Source organism: Kordiimonas lacus, from assembly GCF_001550055.1.
GTDB classification, from domain to species: Bacteria; Pseudomonadota; Alphaproteobacteria; order Sphingomonadales; family Kordiimonadaceae; genus Kordiimonas; species Kordiimonas lacus.
On record NZ_LRUA01000006.1, the window covers coordinates 233,789 to 255,658 of the forward strand.

Consider the following 21,870-nt stretch of genomic DNA (forward strand, 5'->3'; position numbering starts at 1 on the left):
GATAGTCCGTTAATTTGCTTGGCATTTGCATTGCATAATTGATGTCAGGGTGCAAACTTCTCCTGTGCCGGGATGTTACCTTTGCAGCTTCAGAGTGACTGTTGCTGCGCGCCCGGCCCGAAATCAAAGGTTCGGGAGAATTTATGTGCGTCATGATAATCTGAATATGGGGCTAAGGCTGTAAACATGGGAAATGTTAAACCGAAGAAAATCACCAAGGCGCGCGCCAACAAGGAGTTTGAGCTCGGTCGTAAAGCTGCAAAGGCCGGTGACTGGCATTCTGTAGCGAAGCATCTATTGGTTGCTTGGGAGGTATACTCTGACGACTTGCCCTTGTTGACAGTCCTTTCGCATGCGCTGGTGCAGCTTGGTGCCCGTTCGCAAGCGATCGAGCTGCTTGAAAAAACCTTGCAACGTCACAAGGCGACACCAGATATCTGTGCGATCATGCTTCAGATGGCGCTTGAAATGACCATGTATGATGTTGCGGTCAAGATCGGTCGCATCCTGATCGAAATCGACCCTCAGACTCCGGGGCACTATATTAACTTGGCATCTGCTTTGTCAGGCGCGGAAGAATATGACGCCGGTATTTCCATGCTTCAGGCCGTAATCCCGATGTTCCCGGAGGTGTCGGGGCTTTGGAACGTTTTGGGCAGCCTGGTGCAGCAGCGGGACGGCAGGGAAGCATCCAAGGCCTTCTTCCATGAATCAATCCGGTTGGACCCGAAAAACTTCAAAGCCTACAGCAACCTTGCTGGCGCAGAGGAAGACCAGGCCAAGCGTCATGAGATTATCACTGAAGCCATCAAGCTTGAACCCAAAAACCCTGAACCGCACCTGATCAATGCCTTCTGCCTGATGCACATGGGGCGACTGAAAGAAGCCTTCAAGGAATATGAATTCCGTATGGACCCTTCACGTAAACTGGGTCAAAGCCTGTCCTATACCCACAAGGTCCCTCGCTGGGACGGTAGTTCGCTTGCCGGCAAAACACTTATGGTAACGGGAGAACAGGGTATTGGGGACGAGGTGGCCTTTGCGCCGCTTCTTCACCGTGTCTATGCGGAGGCAAAACAGCTGTACATCGGCTGCGAACCCCGGCTGGTCTCCATTTTCCAACGTGAATTCCCAAATGCGGTTGTCGCGCGGCATGCCACGAAAAGCCAATATGGCTATATCTATCGCTCCTTCCCGGACATTGAATATGCGATGCGCGATGATGGTCTGGAAATTGACTGGGCTGTTCCGATTGCGAGTTTGCCCGGATATTTCTGGGAAGGTCCCGAGGATATCGAAGAATTCCCCAATGGCTATTTAAGCGCAGACCGGGCGTTGGCGGCGGAATTTGCCAAAAAGATTGCGGGCGCAGGCGAAGGTCTGAAGGTCGGAATTGTCTGGCGTAGCGGCAATATCACCGGGATTCGGAAGAGAAGCTATCTGAGTTTGGAACAGCTGCTGCCCATTCTGGCTACGAAAGGGGTTACGTTTTTCAGCCTCCAGTATACGAACGTCGGGGAAGAGCTTGAGGCGTTTGAAGAAGAGCATGGCATCAAGATCCATACTTTCGATGGCGTTGACATGAAAAACGATATCGAAGCCAACCTCGCCATCATGGCCAACCTTGATCTTGTCTTGGGGGCACCGACATCGCCCCTAAGCTTTGCTGCAAGCTTGGGTGCCCGAACATGGTGGATGTGTGAAATGGAACCGTGGTGGCGCTTTGGCTTCGATGGCGGTCGTCCCAAATTTTTGCCACAGGGTAAATACTTCACCCAAGGGGAGGAACGTGGCAACTGGGACAAGCCTGTTGACGATGTTCGTGCGGCCCTTGCTGACCTGCTGGACGCTGGATAATGGCAGGCTGGCGCAACACATCTCCTTATTTCATCGCGGAAGTGTCCAGCAACCACGCCCGGGACCTGAAGCGTTGTATCGCCTTTATCAACAAGGCGGCAGAAATCGGCTGTGATGCTGTCAAATTTCAACTGTTCCGGATTGATGACCTGTTTGCGCCGGAGGTTCTTGAGAAGAGTGAAGAACACTCTCGGCGGCGGGCCTGGGAATTGCCAACAGCCTTTCTTCCCGATTTGAAAGCAGCTTGTGATGCTGTGGACATTGCCTTCTCCTGTACGCCCTTCTATCTCGAGGCCGTGGCGGAATTGGAGCCGCATGTAGATTTCTACAAGATCGCTTCCTATGAATTGCTTTGGGATGACCTGATCAGGGCGTGCGCCAGGACTGGTAAGCCACTGGTGCTGTCAACCGGTATGGCAACGCTTGATGAGGTAACTCATGCGGCTGATGTATTCCGCCAGGCTGGTGGGACTGACCTTACGTTGTTGCACTGCGTGTCAGGCTATCCAGTTGAAGCGAAAAACTGTAACCTAGCGGCCATCGAAACAATTCGGGAAGCCACCCGCGTGGCCGTTGGCTGGTCAGACCATAGTCGTGATCCGGGGGTGGTGCATCGGGCCATCGACAAATTCGGGGCGAGCATGATCGAGTTCCACCTGGACCTTGAAGGGCAGGGTGCAGAGTATGAAGCAGGCCATTGCTGGCTTCCTGACGAGATGGCTAAAGTGATTGCAGATTGCCGTCGACTGGCGACCGCAGATGGCTGCGGCGACAAGGCACCAACTCCTGCGGAGATTGACGACAGACCGTGGCGTGCGGACCCATCAGACGGTCTCCGTCCGACACTGGACGTGAGGCGAGAATGGCGGGACGGGTAGTCGCAGTCATTGGTGCGCGGCTGAACTCAAGCCGCCTGCCACGGAAACATTTGCTTCATTTGGCTTCTGAGCCATTGATTGCACATGTGGTGGACCGACTGAGACAAGTGCCGGAAATCGATCAGGTTGTATTGGCAACAACAGCTGACGATTATAACCACGACCTTGTCACGTGGGCCGCAGACTATGGTGTTGCCTGTCACGCATTTGATGGCGACGTTAACGACCTGATGGGGCGGGTGAATGAAGTAGTGGTCCAAGAGGATGCTGACATCATTCTGTATGTTTGTGGCGATTGCCCGCTTATTGATATGGACACTGTGGCGGCCCTGTTGCGTGCGCTCAAGGATGCACCTGATGCGGAAGTGTCCAAGCTTACATTGCCTAATGGGTCGCAGGGAACCATTCATGTGGGCTTCGATATAGTCAGGCGCAGCTTCTGGAACCGGATGTACGCTGCTTCCAGCACCGCGGACGAGCGTGAACATGTGGGGGCTGCCTGGCATCATTCCAAAAAAGTTGAGCCCGCCGCTATAGCCTATGCGAACGACGCGGAGGTTTTTTCCAGTATCAGGCACCGAATTTCCGTTGATACCGCCCAGGATTATTACTTCATGCGAAGGGTCTATGAAGATTGGTACGCGTGCCACGACCAGGGTACGCCTGTAGCGCTGGAATGGGTTGTTGATCGACTGACGGCTGAGCCGGAACTCAGGGCGATTAATGCAGACGTTCACCAAAGAGGCGTCAGCGAGGACATTAAAGAAATCGCCCTCTTGAGTGAAGTTGGGCCGGAGATTGGATTGGGGCATCTTTCCCGTATCTGCGTTGCAGCATTTGCATTGCAGGCCACGATGGGAGCCCGTGTGAGGCTTTTTATCAGGGGACAAGTCGTACCGTTCGAAAGCCTCAATTTGCTGCCCCACACGTGGGTTGACGGCTTTCAGTCGGTCTCGGATGAAGTCCTTGGCCACGATGCCGTTATTGTTGACCTCAAGGAGATCGATCAGGACGCTTCGACCTTGATGGCAAGGTGTGAAGGGAATGTATATCGGGTTGGGATTGATCGGGCACTGCACGCCGACCAACTGTTTGACTTCCTGTGGGTGCCTTCGGTTTATCTGCCGGAAGAAGCAGTGACACGACTTGGTGCCAAGTTGCAGTATGGCCTGGATTGCATGTTATTGAGGCAGCCCTTTCTTGGGAACAGGGGTCAAGCCAGCGAAGGTACAGCCAAACGTGTCGTCATACTGACTGGTGGTTCTGATCCTGCGGGTTTGGCCCAGGTACTTCCAGAAAAACTGCTCGCTGCGCTGCATGGACACGTTCAAATTACCTGGGTACAGGGGCCGTATGCAGCAACACCTAACGTGGGATCGGGAACGCAGGCATCGCCGCGATGGACCACTGCCGTTTCGCCGCCAGACTTGCACCAGTTTGTTGTTGGCTTTGATGCGGCGCTTTGTGTCTTCGGGGTTTCCTTTTATGAATGCCTTAATGCCCATGTGCCCACTATTGTATTTGACCCACTAAAGGCTGCGACGGCAGAAGAATGGCAGGTTTTGAAAAAACAGATGCCTGACTTCGTCATGCAAACGGTGGATGATGCTGTGTCACAGCTCGCCTCTATGATGCAGCAAGCGGCACCAGTTGAAATTCCTGCTGCAGCAGACCGTTTGCAAGGTGCTCAGGGCCGTTTTGCGCGGCTCGTGCAGGAAAAATTGCAGGCACATTCAAGAGGAGCGCTTCACAATGCATCATGAATGGCAATCCAGCGATTATGGCCGCCACGAGGGTCCGGAGGTCGTCCGGAAAGACGGCTCAACGGTGATTGACTGTAATGTTTGTGGTTTCAAGCATGTTGTACCCTTGCCGTCAAAGGCGGAATTGATGCGGTTTTACAAAGAAGAATTCTATCAGGTGGGCAAGCCGGACTATTTGTCCCTCAACAAAGAAGATCAGGCCTGGCGCGCGATTGAATATAAGGATCGGTTTCAAGCTGTCGCGGGTTTCCTGCCAGATGACCTTCCGCGAAGTGTCCTTGATATTGGGTGTGGGCCGGGCGATTTCCTGGAAGTCGGGCGTAAGTTGGGCTGGGACTGCCTGGGCGTTGAACCCTCCCCTGACGCTGCAGCCTTCACGCGGTCGCGCGGCGTTGAAGTTGTAAACGCCATGTTTGACAAGCAATTGGCCGCAACCCTGGATAAGGTTTCATTCATTCATATGAGTGAGGTGCTTGAGCATATTCCAGACCCAAAAGACCTGCTTGAACTGGCTTTTGACCTGTTGCTGCCCGGTGGCCTGCTTTGCCTGTCAGTGCCCAATGATTTTAACCCCTTGCAACGAGCATTCTGTTCTGAAACCGGGGCTGAAAAATGGTGGGTGGTTCCGAGCCATCATCTGAATTATTTTGATTTCGATAGCCTTGAGGGACTGCTCCAGCGCGTAGGCCTGACCGTCAAAGAGCGGGGTACAAACTTCCCGATGGAGCTGTTCCTGTTGATGGGGCAAGATTATACTACTGACGGTGTTTTGGGGCGAAACCTGCATAATAAGCGGAAGCATCTGGACGAGATGCTTGCAAAGCATGAACCCGAAGCGCGCGTAAATTTGTACAAAAGCCTGGCAGGGGTAGGCTTTGGGCGCCTTGCCATTGTATTTGCGCAGAAGTCATAATCAAAACCCACGAGCGGTTTGGTATATTGAATGGGTTGAAAGGGGTAAGGTATGGGGTCCAGGTATCTGGTTTTATCCGGTGGATATGACACCAAGAATGTTGGTGACTATGCCATGCTTCAGCTCTTTTCCAGTCTCGCCAGGAAAAAGGGGCTGGACGTGAAGCTTCTGTCTCGTCACAAGCTTGATGTCCTGAGAGACCGGTATGGCGCGGACGAAATTCTGGAGAATTTCGAATTCGGAAACAAAGAGCAGAGCAGGGGGCGCTTTTTCCGCGGCTTCAACGTTGGTGACGCCAGCAGTCACCTGACGGCCCTTACGGACGCAATACGGCAATCCAGTGGGCTGGTTATTGGCGGAGGGCGACTGCTGGTTGACTATGTAGACGGTGTTATGCGCGGGCCGCTTGCCTATTGGTCGACATTGGTCACCTTGGCCAAATTTCTGGGTGTTCCGGTTCATATCTATGCCATGACATTCATTCGCCTCAAGACTGAACGGGGCGCTACATCGGTTCGGTTCATGGTTGATAGCTGTACATCTGTTGGGGTTCGTGACCAGGCATCACTTGACTACCTACGCGAGATTGGATGCCAGAACCCAAATATCTATGTATTGGCCGACCCTGCGTTTGCCCTTGAATGGGGGCAGTCGCCGTTGAAGGGCAACAAGGTTGCGGTATCCGTCCGTCATATTCATGCCGATTATGCCGGGCTGGCTTATGAGCAGTATCTGGAAAAGATGGTTTGGGTTTGCGAGGCGATACGTGATCAGGGCTATGAGCCTTTTGGTATCCCTCATGCCTATTATGGAATTGACGCCCCTTACTGCGATGACCGGACGATTCTGAAAGACATTGCCTCTCGAACGCCCTTCGAGTTTGTGGAGGAGGAATGGCTTGATATTGACAGTTACAACAAGTTCTACATGGAAACCTGTGGCCTGATCGGTATTCGCCGACATTCCATGTTGTTCGCAGCGGCCTCTGGCGTACCCGTGCTGGGTATCAGTGAAAACGAAAACGCAGGCAATGCATGCAAAGACATCGATGCCGACCAGCCTCTGGCTCTTTCCGCCGGGCGGTCCGAAATCCAGTCGCGCATCGAGGACTTTTTCAAGCGCAGGAATGCAATCCAGGCGCAACAAAAGCGTGCATTTGATCGGGTCAAGTCCGGGCTTTATGAAGGGTATGAGGAATGCCAAATTTGGCCAGAAGGCTGTTAGGCGTCTTTATCATACAGGGTCAGGATCATACAGGGTCAGGATTTTCCCGTCTTCGACACCCTTCTCACGAAGGCTGCTGGCGATTTCCTGTTCGCTGGCACGTGACGAAATCAGGATCGGCGTATCTTGGTGGGATTTCCAGTAGGTGTCGGGCGAAATCACGGTCACTCCATGAACGCATTTCCCCCATTTCTGGCTATCGTTATCAACTATCGCCTCAATAGCGGTCTGTTCCGCAATTTCAGTGTAGTAAAACAGTTGGGACGTATGCAGCCCGCCGGCCCAAATCACAATGCTTTGCTCTGGATCTTTCCGTGCTAGCGCCTTGTCAAGCCGCGCCTGCCATTGGTTTCTTTCCCAAACCTCGAAATCGGCCAGCACTTTCTGTGACCATTTGAAATCGTTAAGAAGAGGCTTCTTCTTTCTGTCAGATTTTTGAGCGAGCAAGCGCTGAACCGGATATTGATCCGTTTCATAGTCGTCTTCGATTTCGGTGATCAGGCTGAAACCGGAAATCTGCAAAAGATTGGTCAGCGACGCATGTGAGAAATAGTTGATGTGTTCAAAGGTGAAATACCCCTCAATCAAATGCTCGGGGTCTGTCAGAAGTGGGACCTCCACCAAAATGATGCCATCATCATTCAGCATCGATGCTGCTTTCCTGAGGGCTTCTACAGGGTCATAAATATGTTCCAGCACATGCGTAAGGATGAACAGGTCGTAGGTTTCGCCAGTATCTGGAACATAGCTCTCGAAATCCCCGGGACGGGCTTCCACTCTCCATTGTTTCCTGCCGATATCGATGGCGGATGCTGAGGGATCACACCCGAAAACCTGCCACCCACCAGCCTTGAACCGGCTGAGGGTGTATCCGTCAGAGCACCCTACTTGGAACGCTTTGCCTGGGACTGTTTTTTTTCCAGCGACATACTTCAACTGATCTTCGACGATGAAGGTCTTGCGTTCGGAAGGGGCGCCATCCCGGCCGGCATTCGTGTAATTCGAATAGTTCTGGTAGTACGTCAGCATTGTGTCATGAGGTACTGCCGGGTCCTGAAGAACAAGTCCACAGCCCTCACACGCCCTGTAGGCCATACGCTGACGACCAACGCCAAGCACATCCATCGTTCGGTCAAGAAACACCGGTCCTTGGGTTGAGCCGCAGATGAAACAGGACCGCCGGATGGTGTTTTCAGTGGGTAATTTGTTCTTGGTCATTCGGTAACATAAGCAAAGTTTTTCAATGACGTAAATAGCTTAGTCGATTATAGCTGGACGAACATTATGTTTGGTTACGCTGCGATGGGGGCGCCTTAACTGCGCTCAAGCGGCTAAAAATGGCATGCAAAATGCTTAATAAAAATTCACGATAACCAAACATGAGGATTCTACGGCTTTGTGCCGTAGGACAAATTGAATGCTGAAAGAGAAAGACTGATGCATATGGGGCTGGAAGAAACGGCGACTGCACTGCGGGCGCTATCGCTGCGCGCTATACATTCGGCGCGCTCGGGCCATCCTGGAGGCAGCCTGTCTGTCGCAGATATTTTGACGGCCCTGTATTTTGAGATCATGCGGGTCAAGCCTGATGAACCGGATTGGATTGACCGTGATCGACTGATCCTGTCGAAAGGGCATGCATGCCCGGCCCTTTATGCCGCTTTGGCTATGAAAGGGTACTTTTCGGAAGAGCATGTCCTTGGCTTGCGCCACATTGATAGCGACATGGAAGGTCACCCAGACTTCAGAATAGCCGGCATTGATGCACCCTCTGGGTCCCTCGGCATGGGGCTGAGCCAGGGACTGGGCATGGCTATGGGCGGTAGGTACCAGAATAAAGATTTCCGCACCCATGTTATTCTGGGCGATGGCGATTTGCAGGAAGGCAATACCTGGGAAGCCATCATGGCGGCAGGGCATCATAAAATGGATAGCCTGGTTGCAATCTATGACGCCAACAAGCTGCAGGGTGACGCGCCGGTCAAGGTGCAGCTCGACCTGGGTGACGTAGCCGCAAAAGTGGCGCAGTTCGGGTGGCACACCATTGATGTTGATGGGCACGACATCAGCGCCCTGAAAGCAGCATTTGATGAGGCCAAGGCAACAAAAGGCAAGCCGACCTTCATGGTGGCGGATACAATCAAGGGTAAAGGTGTTTCCTTTATGGAGGGTGAACTTTTCTGGCATGGTAGCGTGACGATGTCAGACCAGCAGCTGGAAGATGCGTTGAAGGAGCTGGGCAATGACTGATCAATCCATTCTTTCATACTGGGGCCCGGGCGAAGAGGTATCTGTGCGCGATGCCTTTGGGCGTATTTTGGTCCATATGGCCGAAACTCGCGCAGACTGGGTATTCTTGGACGCCGATGTCGCTGGGGGTACTGGCGCAAAACCACTCATTCAGGCCAGGCCAGACAGAGTCATGCAGTTCGGGATTGCCGAACAGAATATGATGGCTGCTGCGGCGGGTGTAGCCGATACGGGCCTGATCCCTGTTGTGTCAACGTTTGCGGCCTTTGGCTGCATGCGGGCGCACGAACAGTTCCGTACAGCGATCGCCTATGCAGGACGAAATGTGAAGCTTTGCTGCTCTCACCACGGCCTAGATGTGGGCCCGGACGGTGCGACCGCTCAAATGCTTGAAGATCTGGCTACCATGCGCGCCATCCCGGACGTCACGGTGATCAGCCCGGCGGATGCGAATGAATTCATGAAAGCATTTGCCGCTATATTGGATCATGAAGGTCCTGTGTACATGCGGATAGGTCGTAGTCCTACCCGAGTGGTTTATGACGAAGATCATGACTTCACCATCGGCAAGGCTCATCGGATACGGGACGGCAAGGATGTGACTGTGTTTGCCACAGGAGTGATGGTTCCGCGTGCCCTTGATGCCGCGGTAGCCCTTGAGGCTGACGGTATTTCCGTACGGGTGGTTAATATGTCCACCATCAAGCCAATTGACCGCGATGAAGTTGTGGCAGCAGCAGCTGAAACCGGTGGCATTGTCTCTGCGGAAGACCACAATGTTCTTGGGGGAATGGGAAGTGCGATTGCGGAATGCCTTGCGGAGCACCACCCGGCCAAAATGCGGTTCGTCGGTGTAAAGGACAGGTTCGGAAAGTCGGGTGAACATACAAACCTTCCGGCCATGTTCGGGATTGATGCTGGTGCCGTTGCACAGGCATGCCGTGACATCCTGAAAAGCCAATAACGGAGAAAGTCAAATGCCAAAGGTTGCATTTGTAACAGGGGCTAGTCGTGGCATTGGACGCGGAATTGCAGAACGCTTCATGGCGGACGGCTACCGGGTCGCGGTTGGATACCGCGTGAATGATGCGGAAGCACACGCGGTTTGTGATGGCCATGATCACGCAATGCCAGTTCAGCTCGATGTTGCCTCTCGTGGTGACGTTAAAGCTGCGCTGGACAAAGTTGAAGCGGCTTTGGGCAAAGTCGATATCCTGGTAAATAATGCAGGCATTGCGCAGGAAAAGCCTTTCTTCGAGATCACTGACGATGACTGGAGCCAGATGTTGGCAACCAATCTGCAATCGAACTTCATTCTATCTCAGGAGGTGCTGCCGCATATGATAGATGGCGGTTGGGGCCGGATCATCAATATCTCGTCCATCGGCGGTCAATGGGGCGGCCTGAATCAGGTGCACTATGCAGCCGCAAAAGCCGCGCAGATCAACTTTACCCGGTCGCTTGCGAAGCTCTTTTCAGAAAAGGGTGTCACATCCAACGCAATTGCGGTGGGGCTTGCAGAAACCGATATGTCCAAGGCTGAACTGAACCGTGCGGATGGCCAGCAAAAGGTTGCTGGGATCCCTGTCGGTCGATTGGCCGATGTGAGGGAAATTGCGGCGACAGTGAGTTTCCTGGCTACAGATGAGGCCGCATACATCACGGGCCAGACCATCAACCTGAATGGTGGAATGTATTTTGACTAAAAGGCTTTTGGTTTTGGGCGGTGGTCGACAGGCTGTTCGCGGGCTTGAGCAACTGAAAAGCATGGGGCTGGAGTTGGTCGTATGCGATATGGACCCGTCAGCACCCGGCTTCAGCGTGGCAGATCATCGGATACAGGCCAGCGTATACCATCTGGATGATTGCCTGCCTGCGGTAAAGCGGTTTCATGCCAAATTACCGCTGGATGGCGTGATGTGCCTGGCTTGTGATGTGCCCCATATCGTAGCCCGTATCGCAGAAGTTCTGGGCACGCCCCATATTCCGGTTTCAGCGGCCGACCTGACCGTAGACAAGCTGGCGATGAAAGCTCGCTTTGAGGAATATGGCGTAAAGGTTCCTCCGTATGCGCGAGTTGCCAACCCTGAAGCGCTTGAAAATTTAGCCGAGGAATGGGGCCACGTTGTTGTAAAGCCGGTTGACAGCCGCGGGTCAAAAGGGGTCAGCCTGCTGGAGCGTGGTGGTGATGGTGTTTGGGCTTTCGAGCACGCACTGTCAGCATCGCCTTCCGGCCGTGTTATGGCAGAAAAATTTCTCGAGGGTCCCCAGGTTAGTAGCGAAAGTGTCATTATTGCAGGTCAGGCAATTACTCCAGCCCTGTCTGACCGCAACTATGAGTTTCTGGAAAAGTATGCACCTTTTCTCGTTGAGAACGGTGGCGACATGCCATCCAAAGCGAAACAGGGTGAAAAAGATGCAATCTGGACCCTTATTGGCGACGCTGCGCGTAGCCTTGGCATTGAGAATGGTGTGTTGAAGGGAGACATCGTTCTTCATGGCGGTGAGCCTTATATCATCGAGGTGGCGGCAAGGCTGTCGGGCGGCTATTTCTGTACCCACCAGATTCCCTTTTCAACAGATGTCTACCTTGTTGAGGCATGCGCACGACTAGCTTTGGGAATGCAGCTTGATCCTGCTGACTACCAGGCGAAAGCCGACAGACATGTTTGTTCCCGGTGGTTAATTCCCGGGGCAGGCCAGGTCGTTTCACTGGGGTCGCGCGACAAGATACTCTCCCTCGAAGGTGTTCTGGCTTTCGAATGCTGGGTGGAGCAAGGCGATATGGTGGCTGAAGCCGAAAATGCAGCTGCGTCGGTCGCAATGGTTCAAGCTACTGGCGTAAGCCGGGAAGAGGCAATAAGCTGTGCAAATCAAGCATTTACCGTTTTCGGACTTGTAACCAAGCGCTGATTGGGCGATTGAAAAGGGTATGACCAGATCGTCACTTTATATGGTGTTTCACCTGAACCTGGCCTTTTCCTCGATCGATGAGGGCGAGCACCCAACCGTTGTTGACCGCTGCTACCGGCCGCTGCTTGATCTCGCTGAAGCGGGCATCCCGATCGGGTTGGAAGCAACTGGCTACACTCTTCGGGCCATCAAAAAGGTCGCACCTGAATGGATTGATTGCGCCAGGCACCTGATTTCTGAAGGAAAGGTGGAGCTGATCGGCAGTGGCTTTTGCCAGATCATTGCACCACTGGTTCCGCCGGAGCTTACTCGCAGAAACCTGGAATACGGACTGCGCGACTATGATGCCTTGCTGGGCGCGAAACCAGAAGTAGCATTGGTGAATGAACAGGCCTATTCAAAGGGCATTTTGCCGCTTTATCAGGCCGCTGGTTATAAAGCAGTGATGATGGATTGGGCCGAGCCAGCAAGCCATAACCCCAATTGGTCGCGAGCATTGGCTGACCGCCCCCAGATGCTTGAAGGAGCGGCCGGGGTCAGGTTGCCTGTGTTATGGTCCGATGCAATCGCATTCCAGAAATTCCAACGCTATATCCACGGCGAATTGTCTGTGGAGGAATATTTCGAGTTTCTCTCGGACCTGATAGTAAAGGGCGCCAAGGCGATCCCGATATATACCAGTGATGCGGAGATTTTTGATTATCGGCCGGGCCGGTTTCACAGCGAAGCCAGTCTTGGTGGGGCAGAGTTTGAATGCATCAGTATTCTGTTGGAAAGCATCAAGGCGAACGAGGACGTAGAGCTGGTTCTGCCATCTGAAGCCTTGAGGCACCTTGAGCCTGAAACTGCGCCCATTCGTTTGGAAACCAGCCAGGTGCCGGTGCCAGTAAAAAAACAGCGAAAGTACAACTTGACGCGCTGGGGTGTAACGGGCCGTGATGACACCCGCCTGAACACGCTTTGTTGGCGTAAATTTATGGACCTGAACGCTGGAGGAAGTGACGCTGACTGGGAAGCACTGCTTCAACTTTGGGCCAGCGATTTCCGAACGCACATTACCGACAAGCGTTGGCAATCTCTTCTTGAGGGGCTTCCAGTAGAAAGCGAGCAGGCTTCCTATGCCGAAGCGAATATGGAAGCAGAAGTACCGGAAGCGATCTCGATCCGACAGTCAGGCAGGTTCACCGCAATAGAGGCGGAGGGGGTTCATCTGGTACTCAACAGTTATCGTGGATTGGCGATCCAGTCTTTCGGGTTTGGTCCAGCAGATTTGTCGCTTTCGGGTAAACTGGACAAGTCGAGTGTACTGGGCACGCTCGAGCATGGCTTCTTCGAAGACATTGCTTATGGCGCTGATTTTTACAGCGGCCATCTCGTGCACGAACCAAGGCATGCCCACAAGATTACGGATCTCGGCCGTGTGAAGCATGATGTCTTTTGGCAGGAAGCGTCGAACGCTGTTGTCATTCAGGGCTTTTTGGATACAGGTGCAGGCAAGCTGACCAAGGAAATCATTTTTTGCCCTTCGGAACAGTCGCTGACCATTCGTTATGATCTGTCTGATTTGACCATTGAACGCGGCGTATCAAGGTTGGGCTTTGTCACCCTAAACCCGGACTATTTTTCCGAGCCAGACCTGTTTTATGCCTGTCATAACGGTGGCGAGGACCTTGAATATTTTCCGCTGAGTTGCAGTGCAGGAGTACAGGAGATTAATCATGGTAAGGCTGTTTCGCGGCTCGTCTCCGCTTCTACAGCACTTGGTATGTCAGGAGGGTGCCTGTTTCTGGGCGATGACAGGACCTACGTCAGGCTTGATATGGACCGGGCAGACTGTGCAGGGCTCGGCATGATAGAAAGCAGGACCATCAGGGGGCGGAATTTCATCCGTGGCTGCATTAGCATTGATGAGCTTGATGAAACCAGCCGAATGGTTCCAAGCGGGCTGGCGGACAGGATGTCGCCGCTTCGACACCACATTCGGATTACTTTGGGAAAAACCCGTAATTTATTATAGCATAAAAAGAATTCTTCCCGTGTACCACAATGGATGGTAGGCATATGAGGCACAGGTACAAGGAGACAGCCAATGGTGACATCGACCTTTAGCGGGGAAAAATGTGATCTCGAAGGGCGGTCAATTCTCATCACTGGCGGTACTGGTTCGTTCGGCAGGACCTTGCTGAACGAACTTCTGGCTGCTCATAATCCGCGGCGGATCATTGTGTTTGCCAGGGGTGAATTTAATCATTTTCAGCTACAATATTCACTGACACCAGAAGAGCAGAAAAAAGTCCGCTTCTTCATTGGTGATGTCCGTGATCGTGAACGTTTGATCATGGCGATGCGCGATGTAGATGTGGTGATCCATGCCGCAGCGCAGAAACAGGTGCCTTTGGCAGAGTATAACCCGTTTGAATGCATAAAAACCAATGTCATTGGTGCTGAAAACGTGGTGCAGGCGTCGATCCGGGCTGGTGTGAAGCAGGTAATCGCCTTGTCGACAGATAAGGCGGTAAACCCGATAAATCTGTATGGGGCTAGTAAGCTTGCCTCTGACAAGATATTTGTTGCGGCCAATTCCCTGGCATCCGGTACAGGCACCCGATTTGCTGTGGTGCGTTACGGGAACGTACTTGGCTCGAAGGGCAGCGTGATTCCATTCTTCCGGGATCTGGTCAAAAAGGGGGCATCGGAACTGCCGGTTACCGATGTGCGGATGACACGCTTCTGGATTACTCTTGAAGAAGCCGTTGCTTTCACCCTGTCTTGCTTGCCCATCATGGTTGGCGGCGAGATCTTTGTGCCAAAGATTCCGTCCATGAAGATTACGGATCTTGTCGAAGCCCTTGCGCCAGGCATGCCGCAGAAGATTGTGGGCATCCGCCCAGGCGAAAAATTGCACGAGATTATGATCACCGAACACAATGCCCGGAACACCGTTGATATGGGCGACCGATACGTTATTGAACCAGAGTGGAGTTTCTGGTCGCGGCCCATGCTTTCCGAGCAAGGTTATCCTGTCATGTCTGAAGGATTTGAATATGTCAGTGACAAAAACGACAGTTGGATGACCGTTGAGGAGCTGAAAGCAGTTCTAGAGACCATTCCAGAAGGTGGGCAATAGTAGGTGGACTTCAATGTCGGAATCCTTTCTCGCTTATGGCAGGCATCAGATAGACGACGATGATATCGCCGCAGTCGTGGATGTGCTCAAGAATGGCGCCCTGACCTGTGGCCCAAAGGTTGATGCTTTTGAGGCTGCCTTTGCTGCCAAGGTGGGCGCTAGGGAAGCGGTTGTCTGTTCAAATGGCACCACGGCTCTCCATCTTGCGATGATGGGCCTGGATATCGGTCCAGGCGACGTGGTCATCGTGCCAACGGTAACTTTCCTGTCCACGGCCAATGGTGCTCGCATGGCGGGCGCAGATGTTGTGTTTGCTGACGTTTGCCCCGATACGGGCTTGTTGACTGCCGACACCCTCGAAGAAGCCTTCGCGCGTGCCGGCCAGCCGGTCAAGGCTGTGTTGCCGGTGCATCTGAATGGCCAGTGTGTGGATATCGAGGCTATCGAACGGGTGAGCCGTGCACATGGTGCCGCTGTGGTGACAGATTGCTGTCATGCACTGGGCGCTACATACAAGGGCGCCCTGGTAGGCGCCCCAGGGGATGGCCAGTTTGAGGATATGGCCTGTTTCTCATTGCACCCTGTGAAGTCCATCGCGATGGGTGAAGGTGGTGTGGTGACAATGTCTGATCCAGATCTGGCCGGACGGCTGAGAATTCTACGCAGTCAGGGCATGGTTCGTGATCCGGCCTCATGGCAGCAGGTAGAATCCGGTTTTTCTGAAGGGTCGGGGGCGCCCAACCCCTGGTACTATGAAATGCAGGAACTGGGCTATAATTACCGGGCGACAGACTTGCAGTGCGCACTGGGGCTAAGTCAACTGGCTAAACTTGATGGTTTTGTTGCACGGCGCCGTGAACTTGCCGAGCTTTATGACCGTCAATTCGAAGCCCAATTGAACAGCCTTGTGCCGGTTTCCAGAACGCACACGGCCGAGTCTGCCTGGCATCTGTATCCTGTTCTTATTGATTTCAGGAGTCAGGGCAGGGATCGAGCTGCGGTGATGGCAGACTTGGCTGAGCTGGGGGTCGGAACGCAGGTGCACTATATTCCCGTTTCATCGCAGCCTTATTATGAAAAGCTATATGGAAAGCAGCGCTTTAGTGGTGCTGAGCGCTATTATGAGCGTGTCCTGAGCTTGCCAATTTTTCCGGCGATGTCGGATGACGATGTTGTGCGTGTGGTTGCGTGCCTGGGGAAGGTTCTGCGCTAGTGGCAACTGGTTCAGGCGACCAGTAATAGAAGATCACGACAAGATGGACCTGCAGAGGCCCGGGCTTCAGGCTGAAGCCCGGGAACAACGCTGGCAATTACGTCATGAATGAGTGCCATCATTAGCCCTGGAAGAGGGAAAGGATGGACTGTGGTGATTGGTTGGCGATCGAGAGTGCCTGGATACCCAGCTGTTGCTTCACTTGCAGGGCTTGCAGGTTCGCACTTTCTTTGGCCATGTCCGCGTCAACCAGGTTGCCGATGCCGACTTCGATAACGTCAGCTAGTTTGCCGGCGAAGCTGCGGTTTTGCTCAAGTGCCGTTGAGCCTGCACCAAGTTGTGTCAGTACGGAGTTCAGGTTATTGATCGCGTCACCCAGGTCAACAACAGCAGCAGCAGCAGCCGTTTGCGTTGCGATGCTCTGGGCCGCAGAAATTGGGATGTTGGCACTGCCAAGTGTCAGATCCTGGTGATCCACAGTCAGCGTTTGTGTTGCGTCAGCATTCGTGATGGCCACAATTGCATCGGTTCCACCATCAATCAGGTTGGAGCCATTGAATTCGGCGTTATTCACGATGGTCGTGATTTGGTCGCGCAGGGCGGAAAAGTCTTCTGCCAGGGCTGTCCGGCTGGTGCTGTCGAGGCCCTGGTCGGCGGCTGCTACGGCTTTTTCCTTCATTTCCAGGAGGAGGTCGGAAATAGCTTCTGATGCAGCTAGGGCAATATCTACAGTAGAGATACCACGGTCCAGCGACTGTTTAACAGCGTTCAGGCCTTTCAGGTCACCGCGCAACTTTTGCGCGATTGAGAAGACAGCTGCGTTGTCTTTTGCAGACGAAATCTTGAGGCCAGTGTTAATGTGGGTCTGGGTAGTTTCCAGATCCTTGCTGGTGGCGTTCAGATTGCGAAGCGCGTCAAGTGCGCTAGCGTTAACATTAATTGAAAAGGTCATTTAACCTCTCCTTTTCATGACGTTTTTACCCAACCGATCTCTCGGCTTTCCCCTTTCTTTGCAACAGGCGTGCCAATTTTTAATTTCATGTAACACACTGAAATATAAATACTTTTACTAATTTCGTATTGCGGGCTCGTCTTAGGGGCAAAAATCGACCTGCGGGAATCTGCAGGGCTGCAGCATGGGGGCAAGAAGTTTCTGCCGGGTGGATCTGGGTGAAAGAGGAGATTGGGCAGATTTCGCCGGTCTCAGCGACGGCCGATAAGCCCCGCAAGAGCATCATCGCCAGAAGCGGTTGAGGATTTCTTCTTACGGCCTTTACCCCTGGACGTTGTACCGGATGACGCACCCGATGACAGACCTGCCAGGGGAACGAAGGTAATAGGACGAAGTGGTTCGCCGGTTGATTGGAGCGACTGTAGATGAGGCTGGCGTATGGCAGTCCGCAGCAATTCACTAAGAAAGGCTGTTGGGACTGCGAGACGTGTCAGAGAATGGGGGAGGGCTACCTTAGCAAGCTGAGCGCCTGAGTTTGGAATGGGATGTGCGGTGTTGACCTGCATGTCGCAGCCTCCGAGGTCAGATGACCTGGTTGAGGCTTAGCGAAGTCGGTTTGGCCGGGCCCGTCGCGCGCATGGATGCATTGCGGCCATATCCAAGAACAGGGCTGTTCTTTTTGGATACTTCTTCGCCAACGCTACGGATCAGTCCTTCAGTAACCGATTTCAGCCGCAGCACCACGCGTGCGTGGTCGCGGATTGTCTCCCTGAGTCCGTCGGTCAGTTGACGCAGGTATTTGCGGTCCCGAGAATCCTTTTCACCCAACTGATACTCGTTCACCTTCAGCTTGCCGATGGTTTCCTTGTATTCAGCCATCAGACGGCTTTTTTCCCCATGTAGGCGCTTTGCCTCCTGGGGGCGGCGATCTTGAAGCAGTTCGGTTTCTTGGCGGATCAGGTCCTGCAGCAGGATGGTCAGCTTGGCCAGGCGCGCACTGTGTCCCGAAAGAGTAGGGCGATCGTCCGCTTTATCTGTTGGCAGCTTTGGGTTGTCGAGCGGCATATTATACCTCCTGCAACTTCAGCAATTCACGGTAAACCTGATCGGCGATACCAACACCGCCTTGTTTGGCGATTGCTTTACTGGTTTCGGTAACGAACATGGACCGGTACATGCCCTCGGCATGGCCGCCGCCCATCGGGCCGTCTGTTGGTACGGTCTCGAACATCGGGCCGAGCATCTGGGCGATGAACACGGCTTCGAATTGTTCTGCAGCATCCCGCGCAGCGCGCTTGGTGTCGTCAGACATGCCAGCATTTTTCAGGCCGGCCTTGGCTGCACCAATTTGTGCGTCGATGGCTTGCGCTTGTGCGGTATCTATCGAGACGACTTGCATTACATCACCTGAATTTCAGCTTGCATGGCACCTGCGGCCTTGATGGCCTGCAGGATGGAAATCATGTCGCGTGGGCCAACGCCAAGGGCGTTGAGGCCGTCTACAAGGTCCTGGAGCGTCACGGCATTCTCAAGAATGGTCAGCTTTTCGGTGCCGGTTTCCTCAACCGTTACAGAGCTACGTGGCACGACCTGGGTCTGCCCACCCTGGGCGAAAGCACCTGGCTGGGAAACTTGTGGCTGCTCGGAAACGCTGATTGTCAGGTTGCCTTGTGCGATGGCAACGGAATTGATGCGTACTTCAGCGCCCATAACAATGATGCCGGTGCGTTCGTCGATGATGACGCGGGCCTTCTGATCCGGCTTCACGGGAAGCTGTTCAATTTCGGTCAGGATGTCCACAAGCGCCAGCTCGTAACCGATCGGACGGTCGATTTGAATGGTTGCAGGGTCAAGTGCGCGTGCCATGCTGTTTTTCAGATGACGGTTGATCGCGCGGGTTACCCGTTGAGCGGTTGTGAAATCGGGGTTGTGCAGCGACAGCTTGACGGACGTCATGTCGCTGAGTTCAAAGGGGATTTCGCGTTCAACGATACCGCCGTTCGCGATGCGGCCGTTCGTTGGTACGCCCTGAACCACAGAAGCCGCTTCGCCTTGGGCGCTGAAACCTGCGACGGCGATGGCACCCTGTGCAACTGCATAGACTTCACCGTCCGCGCCCATAAGCGGGGTTGCCAGCAGGGTGCCGCCTTTGAGGTCTTCTGCGTCGCCCATGGAGCTGACATTGACATCAATGCGGTTACCTTGACGGGAAAATGCTGGCAGGTTGGCTGTGACCATAACGGCGGCAACATTTTCCGGGCGCATGGTTTCGCCTTTGGCGTTGACGCCCAGGCGTTCCAGCATCGCAGTCAGGCTTTGTTCGGTGTATGGGGTGTTCCGCAGCGTGTCACCAGTGCCGTTCAGGCCAACAACGAGGCCATAGCCGATCAATTGGTTTTCACGAATGCCTTCGATGGACACAATGTCTTTGATCCGCGACGAAGCGTGTGCGGCCGGTAGCGCCCCCAGGAAGAGGAAGGCAACCATCAGTGTCAGACTGGTCCGAACTTTCGATTTGCAAAACATGCTTTGGCACCCTTACTGATTCATGTGCGGTCATATTTGCCGCTTATTCCTAACTTGCTTTAACTAATGCTAATATCATGCCAATTGATTTGGTGATGTAACTATCTGAAATATATAGTTTTTAAATATGCAGGAATATTGATTTGGAATTATCTGCCGGTTGGGTGTAGCAATGCTTGCTCATCTGCTGCTCAAGGAATAAATTAGAAGCATGAAGATCTCTGGTTCCGGTTCAGTTCAATCTAAGACGGTCAAAAAGACCTCGCGCAAAGGTGCGAGCAGTGGCTCTGCGTTTGCCAGCGAACTGTCGGAAACGAAGGGTGCGTCAGCAACGAGCGGGCCTTCAGGTGCCGGAAGTGCGGGGCCGATAGCGTCCCTTGATGCGGTGATCGCGCTTCAGGGCGTGCCGGACGCAACCGAACGGCGCTCCAAGGGGCTCAAGCGCGCGGAAGAGATGCTTGATCTCCTTGAAGAGGTCCGTAAAGGAATCCTGCTTGGGGCCATTCCGGCACCGCAGCTGCGGAGTCTTGCTGATATGGCAAGGAATCAGCGCGGCAAGACCGATGACGCAAAACTCGACGATATCCTTTCAGATATCGAACTGCGGGCTGAAGTCGAGCTTGCGAAACTAGGCGTTTAAAATCAAAGCCTTAGTAATTCTCTCCTGATTATCACGAATTCGTTGGGCCGCCCGTTTTTATTACAGCTTGTGCTGTGGGGCGGAAATCATTATATAACCCCCCGATGTAGTGCTCTCGGCCTTCGGGGGAATTTGAGGCGAAGGTCCAGATTTGGTTTGTTAGGGAGTGACAATGACCGAGACGATGACAGCGAAAAAGATCCAGCTGCCAGAAGGATACACACCGTCGCCAGACGAAGAGTTCATGAACCCGCTTCAGCTGGAATATTTCCGTCGTAAGCTGAACGACTGGAAGCAGGACATTCTGAGAGAGTCTGCGGAGACCCTTCATAATCTTCAGGAAGACAATCTTCGCGAGCCTGACATCGCCGACCGTGCGTCGTCTGAGACCGACTGGTCGGTTGAACTCAGGACCCGCGACCGTCAGCGCAAGCTTGTGTCCAAGATTGACTCTGCTCTGCGCCGGATCGAAGAGGGCGAGTATGGTTACTGTGAAGTGACCGGCGAGCCGATCAGCCTGCGCCGCCTGGACGCCCGTCCGATCGCGACTATGACGATTGAGGCCCAGGAAGCACATGAGCGCGCCGAGAAGGTTCACCGCGACGACTAAGTAGCGGCTAGACCTGAGCGATTGAATAAGGGAGCTTTCAGGCTCCCTTTTTTGTTGCCTTTTTTGAAGGCAGGCAAAAAAAGGGCCGGTAGCCACTGGGGCTGCCGGCCACTGCACTGTTATGCAGAATTAAGTTGGCTTTATTTCGGTAAGTAGTCCTAGTTCTGCGTTAGACGCCTCCTTGGTTGATAGACTTAGAATGGGAAGATGATGTCATACAGTTGGGTCCCATAACGTGGCTGTTGGACATCGGTTAGTTGGCCTTTGCCCCCGTAGCTAATGCGGGCTTCGGCGATTTGGGTGTGCGAAATGGTGTTCGAACTGGAGATATCCTCAGGACGCACAATCCCGGCGAGAAGTAGTTCGCGCTTCTCGAAATTCACTCGTACCTCCTGGCGGCCTTGGATCACCAGGTTGCCGTTCGGCAGGACTTCGGTAACGATGGCGGCAACCGTGAGGCTGATGGCCTCAGACCGGTTCACGCTGCCATTGCCTTCGTAGGATGTAGTAGAGTCAGCGTTGACCATAGAGCCTGCGGAGAAATTACTCCTGCCAGCCTCATGAGAACCGCCTTCGCGGTCATTATCAGCGTTACCATAGAGCAGATTTGGAATAGCTTGCTCAAGCCCCAGGAAGTTCGACAGGCCAGCGTCTTCCGCGGTCGAGCGGGAGCGCGAGGTCGAGTTGCCGATCTGGGCGCTGTCGGAAATATCGATATTCACCGTCAGGATGTCACCAATGTTGCCGGCGCGCTGATCCTTGAAGAAGGCGCGGGCACCGGTCCGCCAAAGCGAGTTCGGCTGGTATTTGTCCGGTGTATTGTTTGGCATGGGCAGGCTGATGGAGCGCTGCGCCACTGGGGCCTTGATATCCTTGATCGGGGTCATGTCTGGCGCTTTGCCGATGTTTGAGATCCGATCTGCCGCACCGCACGCCGCGAGCGACGCGAGGGCTGCCGTGAGGGCAATTTTGCGTATGGCGTTCTTAATCATGACTAGTCTCCG

The 21,870-nt window shown here is 53.6% G+C and carries 20 protein-coding genes; 14 read left to right on the top strand and 6 right to left on the bottom strand.

Going from position 1 to position 21,870, the window contains the following annotated elements; all coding sequences use genetic code 11:
• The first annotated feature begins 186 nt into the window (after positions 1-186).
• The 5 genes from KORLAC_RS09240 to KORLAC_RS09260 are packed head-to-tail and all read left to right on the top strand — an operon-like array spanning position 187 to position 6,635.
• Positions 187-1,857: a tetratricopeptide repeat protein gene (locus KORLAC_RS09240; RefSeq protein ID WP_068305747.1), complete on the top strand. Its 1,671-nt coding sequence runs from the start codon at positions 187-189 to the stop codon at positions 1,855-1,857.
• Complete coding sequence (locus KORLAC_RS09245) at positions 1,857-2,735, top strand: N-acetylneuraminate synthase family protein (RefSeq protein ID WP_068305749.1); 879 nt, start codon at positions 1,857-1,859, stop codon at positions 2,733-2,735. Before KORLAC_RS09240 ends, KORLAC_RS09245 begins: the two co-directional genes overlap by 1 nt.
• Positions 2,720-4,498 carry a cytidylyltransferase domain-containing protein gene (locus KORLAC_RS09250; RefSeq protein ID WP_068305751.1) on the top strand — a complete coding sequence of 593 codons (1,779 nt, stop codon included), beginning with the start codon at positions 2,720-2,722 and terminating at the stop codon, positions 4,496-4,498. Before KORLAC_RS09245 ends, KORLAC_RS09250 begins: the two co-directional genes overlap by 16 nt.
• Positions 4,488-5,411 (top strand): class I SAM-dependent methyltransferase, encoded by a 924-nt coding sequence (locus KORLAC_RS09255; RefSeq protein WP_068305753.1) that lies wholly within the window; start codon positions 4,488-4,490, stop codon positions 5,409-5,411. Before KORLAC_RS09250 ends, KORLAC_RS09255 begins: the two co-directional genes overlap by 11 nt.
• Positions 5,412-5,462: 51 nt before the next feature.
• On the top strand, positions 5,463-6,635 hold the full coding sequence (locus KORLAC_RS09260; protein WP_068305756.1) for a polysaccharide pyruvyl transferase family protein: 1,173 nt from the start codon (positions 5,463-5,465) through the stop codon (positions 6,633-6,635).
• Positions 6,636-6,644: 9 nt separating this feature from the next.
• Here the strand turns inward: KORLAC_RS09260 and KORLAC_RS09265 are convergent, their stop codons facing one another.
• Positions 6,645-7,853, bottom strand: coding sequence for a class I SAM-dependent methyltransferase (locus tag KORLAC_RS09265; protein WP_082714592.1), 1,209 nt, complete (start codon positions 7,851-7,853; stop codon positions 6,645-6,647).
• A 225-nt stretch (positions 7,854-8,078) separates the two neighbouring features.
• Here KORLAC_RS09265 and KORLAC_RS09270 point away from each other — a divergent pair, with 225 nt between their 5' ends.
• The 7 genes from KORLAC_RS09270 to pseC all read left to right on the top strand — a co-directional run bounded on the left by KORLAC_RS09270 (position 8,079) and on the right by pseC (position 16,138).
• A complete protein-coding gene (locus KORLAC_RS09270; protein WP_082714667.1) occupies positions 8,079-8,885 on the top strand; it encodes a transketolase in 807 nt (268 codons plus the stop codon).
• On the top strand, positions 8,878-9,849 hold the full coding sequence (locus KORLAC_RS09275) for a transketolase family protein (RefSeq protein ID WP_068305763.1): 972 nt from the start codon (positions 8,878-8,880) through the stop codon (positions 9,847-9,849). The genes KORLAC_RS09270 and KORLAC_RS09275 overlap by 8 nt, the downstream gene beginning before the upstream one ends.
• A 13-nt stretch (positions 9,850-9,862) precedes the next feature.
• Positions 9,863-10,591, top strand: a complete 729-nt coding sequence (locus KORLAC_RS09280) for a 3-oxoacyl-ACP reductase family protein (RefSeq protein ID WP_074519305.1) — start codon at positions 9,863-9,865, stop codon at positions 10,589-10,591.
• Entirely contained in the window at positions 10,569-11,798 is a 1,230-nt protein-coding gene (locus KORLAC_RS09285; RefSeq protein ID WP_082714593.1) for an ATP-grasp domain-containing protein, read from the top strand. The genes KORLAC_RS09280 and KORLAC_RS09285 overlap by 23 nt, the downstream gene beginning before the upstream one ends.
• A 19-nt stretch (positions 11,799-11,817) precedes the next feature.
• Entirely contained in the window at positions 11,818-13,815 is a 1,998-nt protein-coding gene (locus KORLAC_RS09290; protein WP_082714594.1) for a hypothetical protein, read from the top strand.
• Between the two features lie 72 nt (positions 13,816-13,887).
• Positions 13,888-14,925 carry a UDP-N-acetylglucosamine 4,6-dehydratase (inverting) gene (gene pseB, locus KORLAC_RS09295; RefSeq protein ID WP_068305771.1) on the top strand — a complete coding sequence of 346 codons (1,038 nt, stop codon included), beginning with the start codon at positions 13,888-13,890 and terminating at the stop codon, positions 14,923-14,925.
• 13 nt (positions 14,926-14,938) lie between these two features.
• On the top strand, positions 14,939-16,138 hold the full coding sequence (pseC, locus tag KORLAC_RS09300; RefSeq protein WP_068305773.1) for a UDP-4-amino-4,6-dideoxy-N-acetyl-beta-L-altrosamine transaminase: 1,200 nt from the start codon (positions 14,939-14,941) through the stop codon (positions 16,136-16,138).
• 121 nt (positions 16,139-16,259) lie between these two features.
• Here the strand turns inward: pseC and KORLAC_RS09305 are convergent, their stop codons facing one another.
• The 4 genes from KORLAC_RS09305 to KORLAC_RS09320 all read right to left on the bottom strand — a co-directional run bounded on the left by KORLAC_RS09305 (position 16,260) and on the right by KORLAC_RS09320 (position 19,616).
• Positions 16,260-17,090 carry a flagellin gene (locus KORLAC_RS09305; protein WP_068305775.1) on the bottom strand — a complete coding sequence of 277 codons (831 nt, stop codon included), beginning with the start codon at positions 17,088-17,090 and terminating at the stop codon, positions 16,260-16,262.
• 582 nt (positions 17,091-17,672) lie between these two features.
• Complete coding sequence (locus KORLAC_RS09310; protein ID WP_068305777.1) at positions 17,673-18,155, bottom strand: hypothetical protein; 483 nt, start codon at positions 18,153-18,155, stop codon at positions 17,673-17,675.
• A 1-nt stretch (position 18,156) separates the two neighbouring features.
• Positions 18,157-18,489: a rod-binding protein gene (locus KORLAC_RS09315; protein ID WP_074519306.1), complete on the bottom strand. Its 333-nt coding sequence runs from the start codon at positions 18,487-18,489 to the stop codon at positions 18,157-18,159.
• Positions 18,489-19,616, bottom strand: coding sequence for a flagellar basal body P-ring protein FlgI (locus KORLAC_RS09320; RefSeq protein ID WP_068305779.1), 1,128 nt, complete (start codon positions 19,614-19,616; stop codon positions 18,489-18,491). The genes KORLAC_RS09315 and KORLAC_RS09320 overlap by 1 nt, the downstream gene beginning before the upstream one ends.
• A 211-nt stretch (positions 19,617-19,827) precedes the next feature.
• Here KORLAC_RS09320 and KORLAC_RS09325 point away from each other — a divergent pair, with 211 nt between their 5' ends.
• Complete coding sequence (locus KORLAC_RS09325; protein ID WP_068305781.1) at positions 19,828-20,256, top strand: flagellar assembly protein FliX; 429 nt, start codon at positions 19,828-19,830, stop codon at positions 20,254-20,256.
• A 172-nt stretch (positions 20,257-20,428) separates the two neighbouring features.
• Positions 20,429-20,866 carry an RNA polymerase-binding protein DksA gene (gene dksA, locus KORLAC_RS09330; protein ID WP_068144960.1) on the top strand — a complete coding sequence of 146 codons (438 nt, stop codon included), beginning with the start codon at positions 20,429-20,431 and terminating at the stop codon, positions 20,864-20,866.
• A gap of 194 nt (positions 20,867-21,060) precedes the next feature.
• Here dksA and flgH read toward each other — a convergent pair whose 3' ends face one another.
• A complete protein-coding gene (gene flgH / locus KORLAC_RS09335) occupies positions 21,061-21,858 on the bottom strand; it encodes a flagellar basal body L-ring protein FlgH (protein ID WP_068305784.1) in 798 nt (265 codons plus the stop codon).
• Between the last annotated feature and the right edge of the window lie 12 nt (positions 21,859-21,870).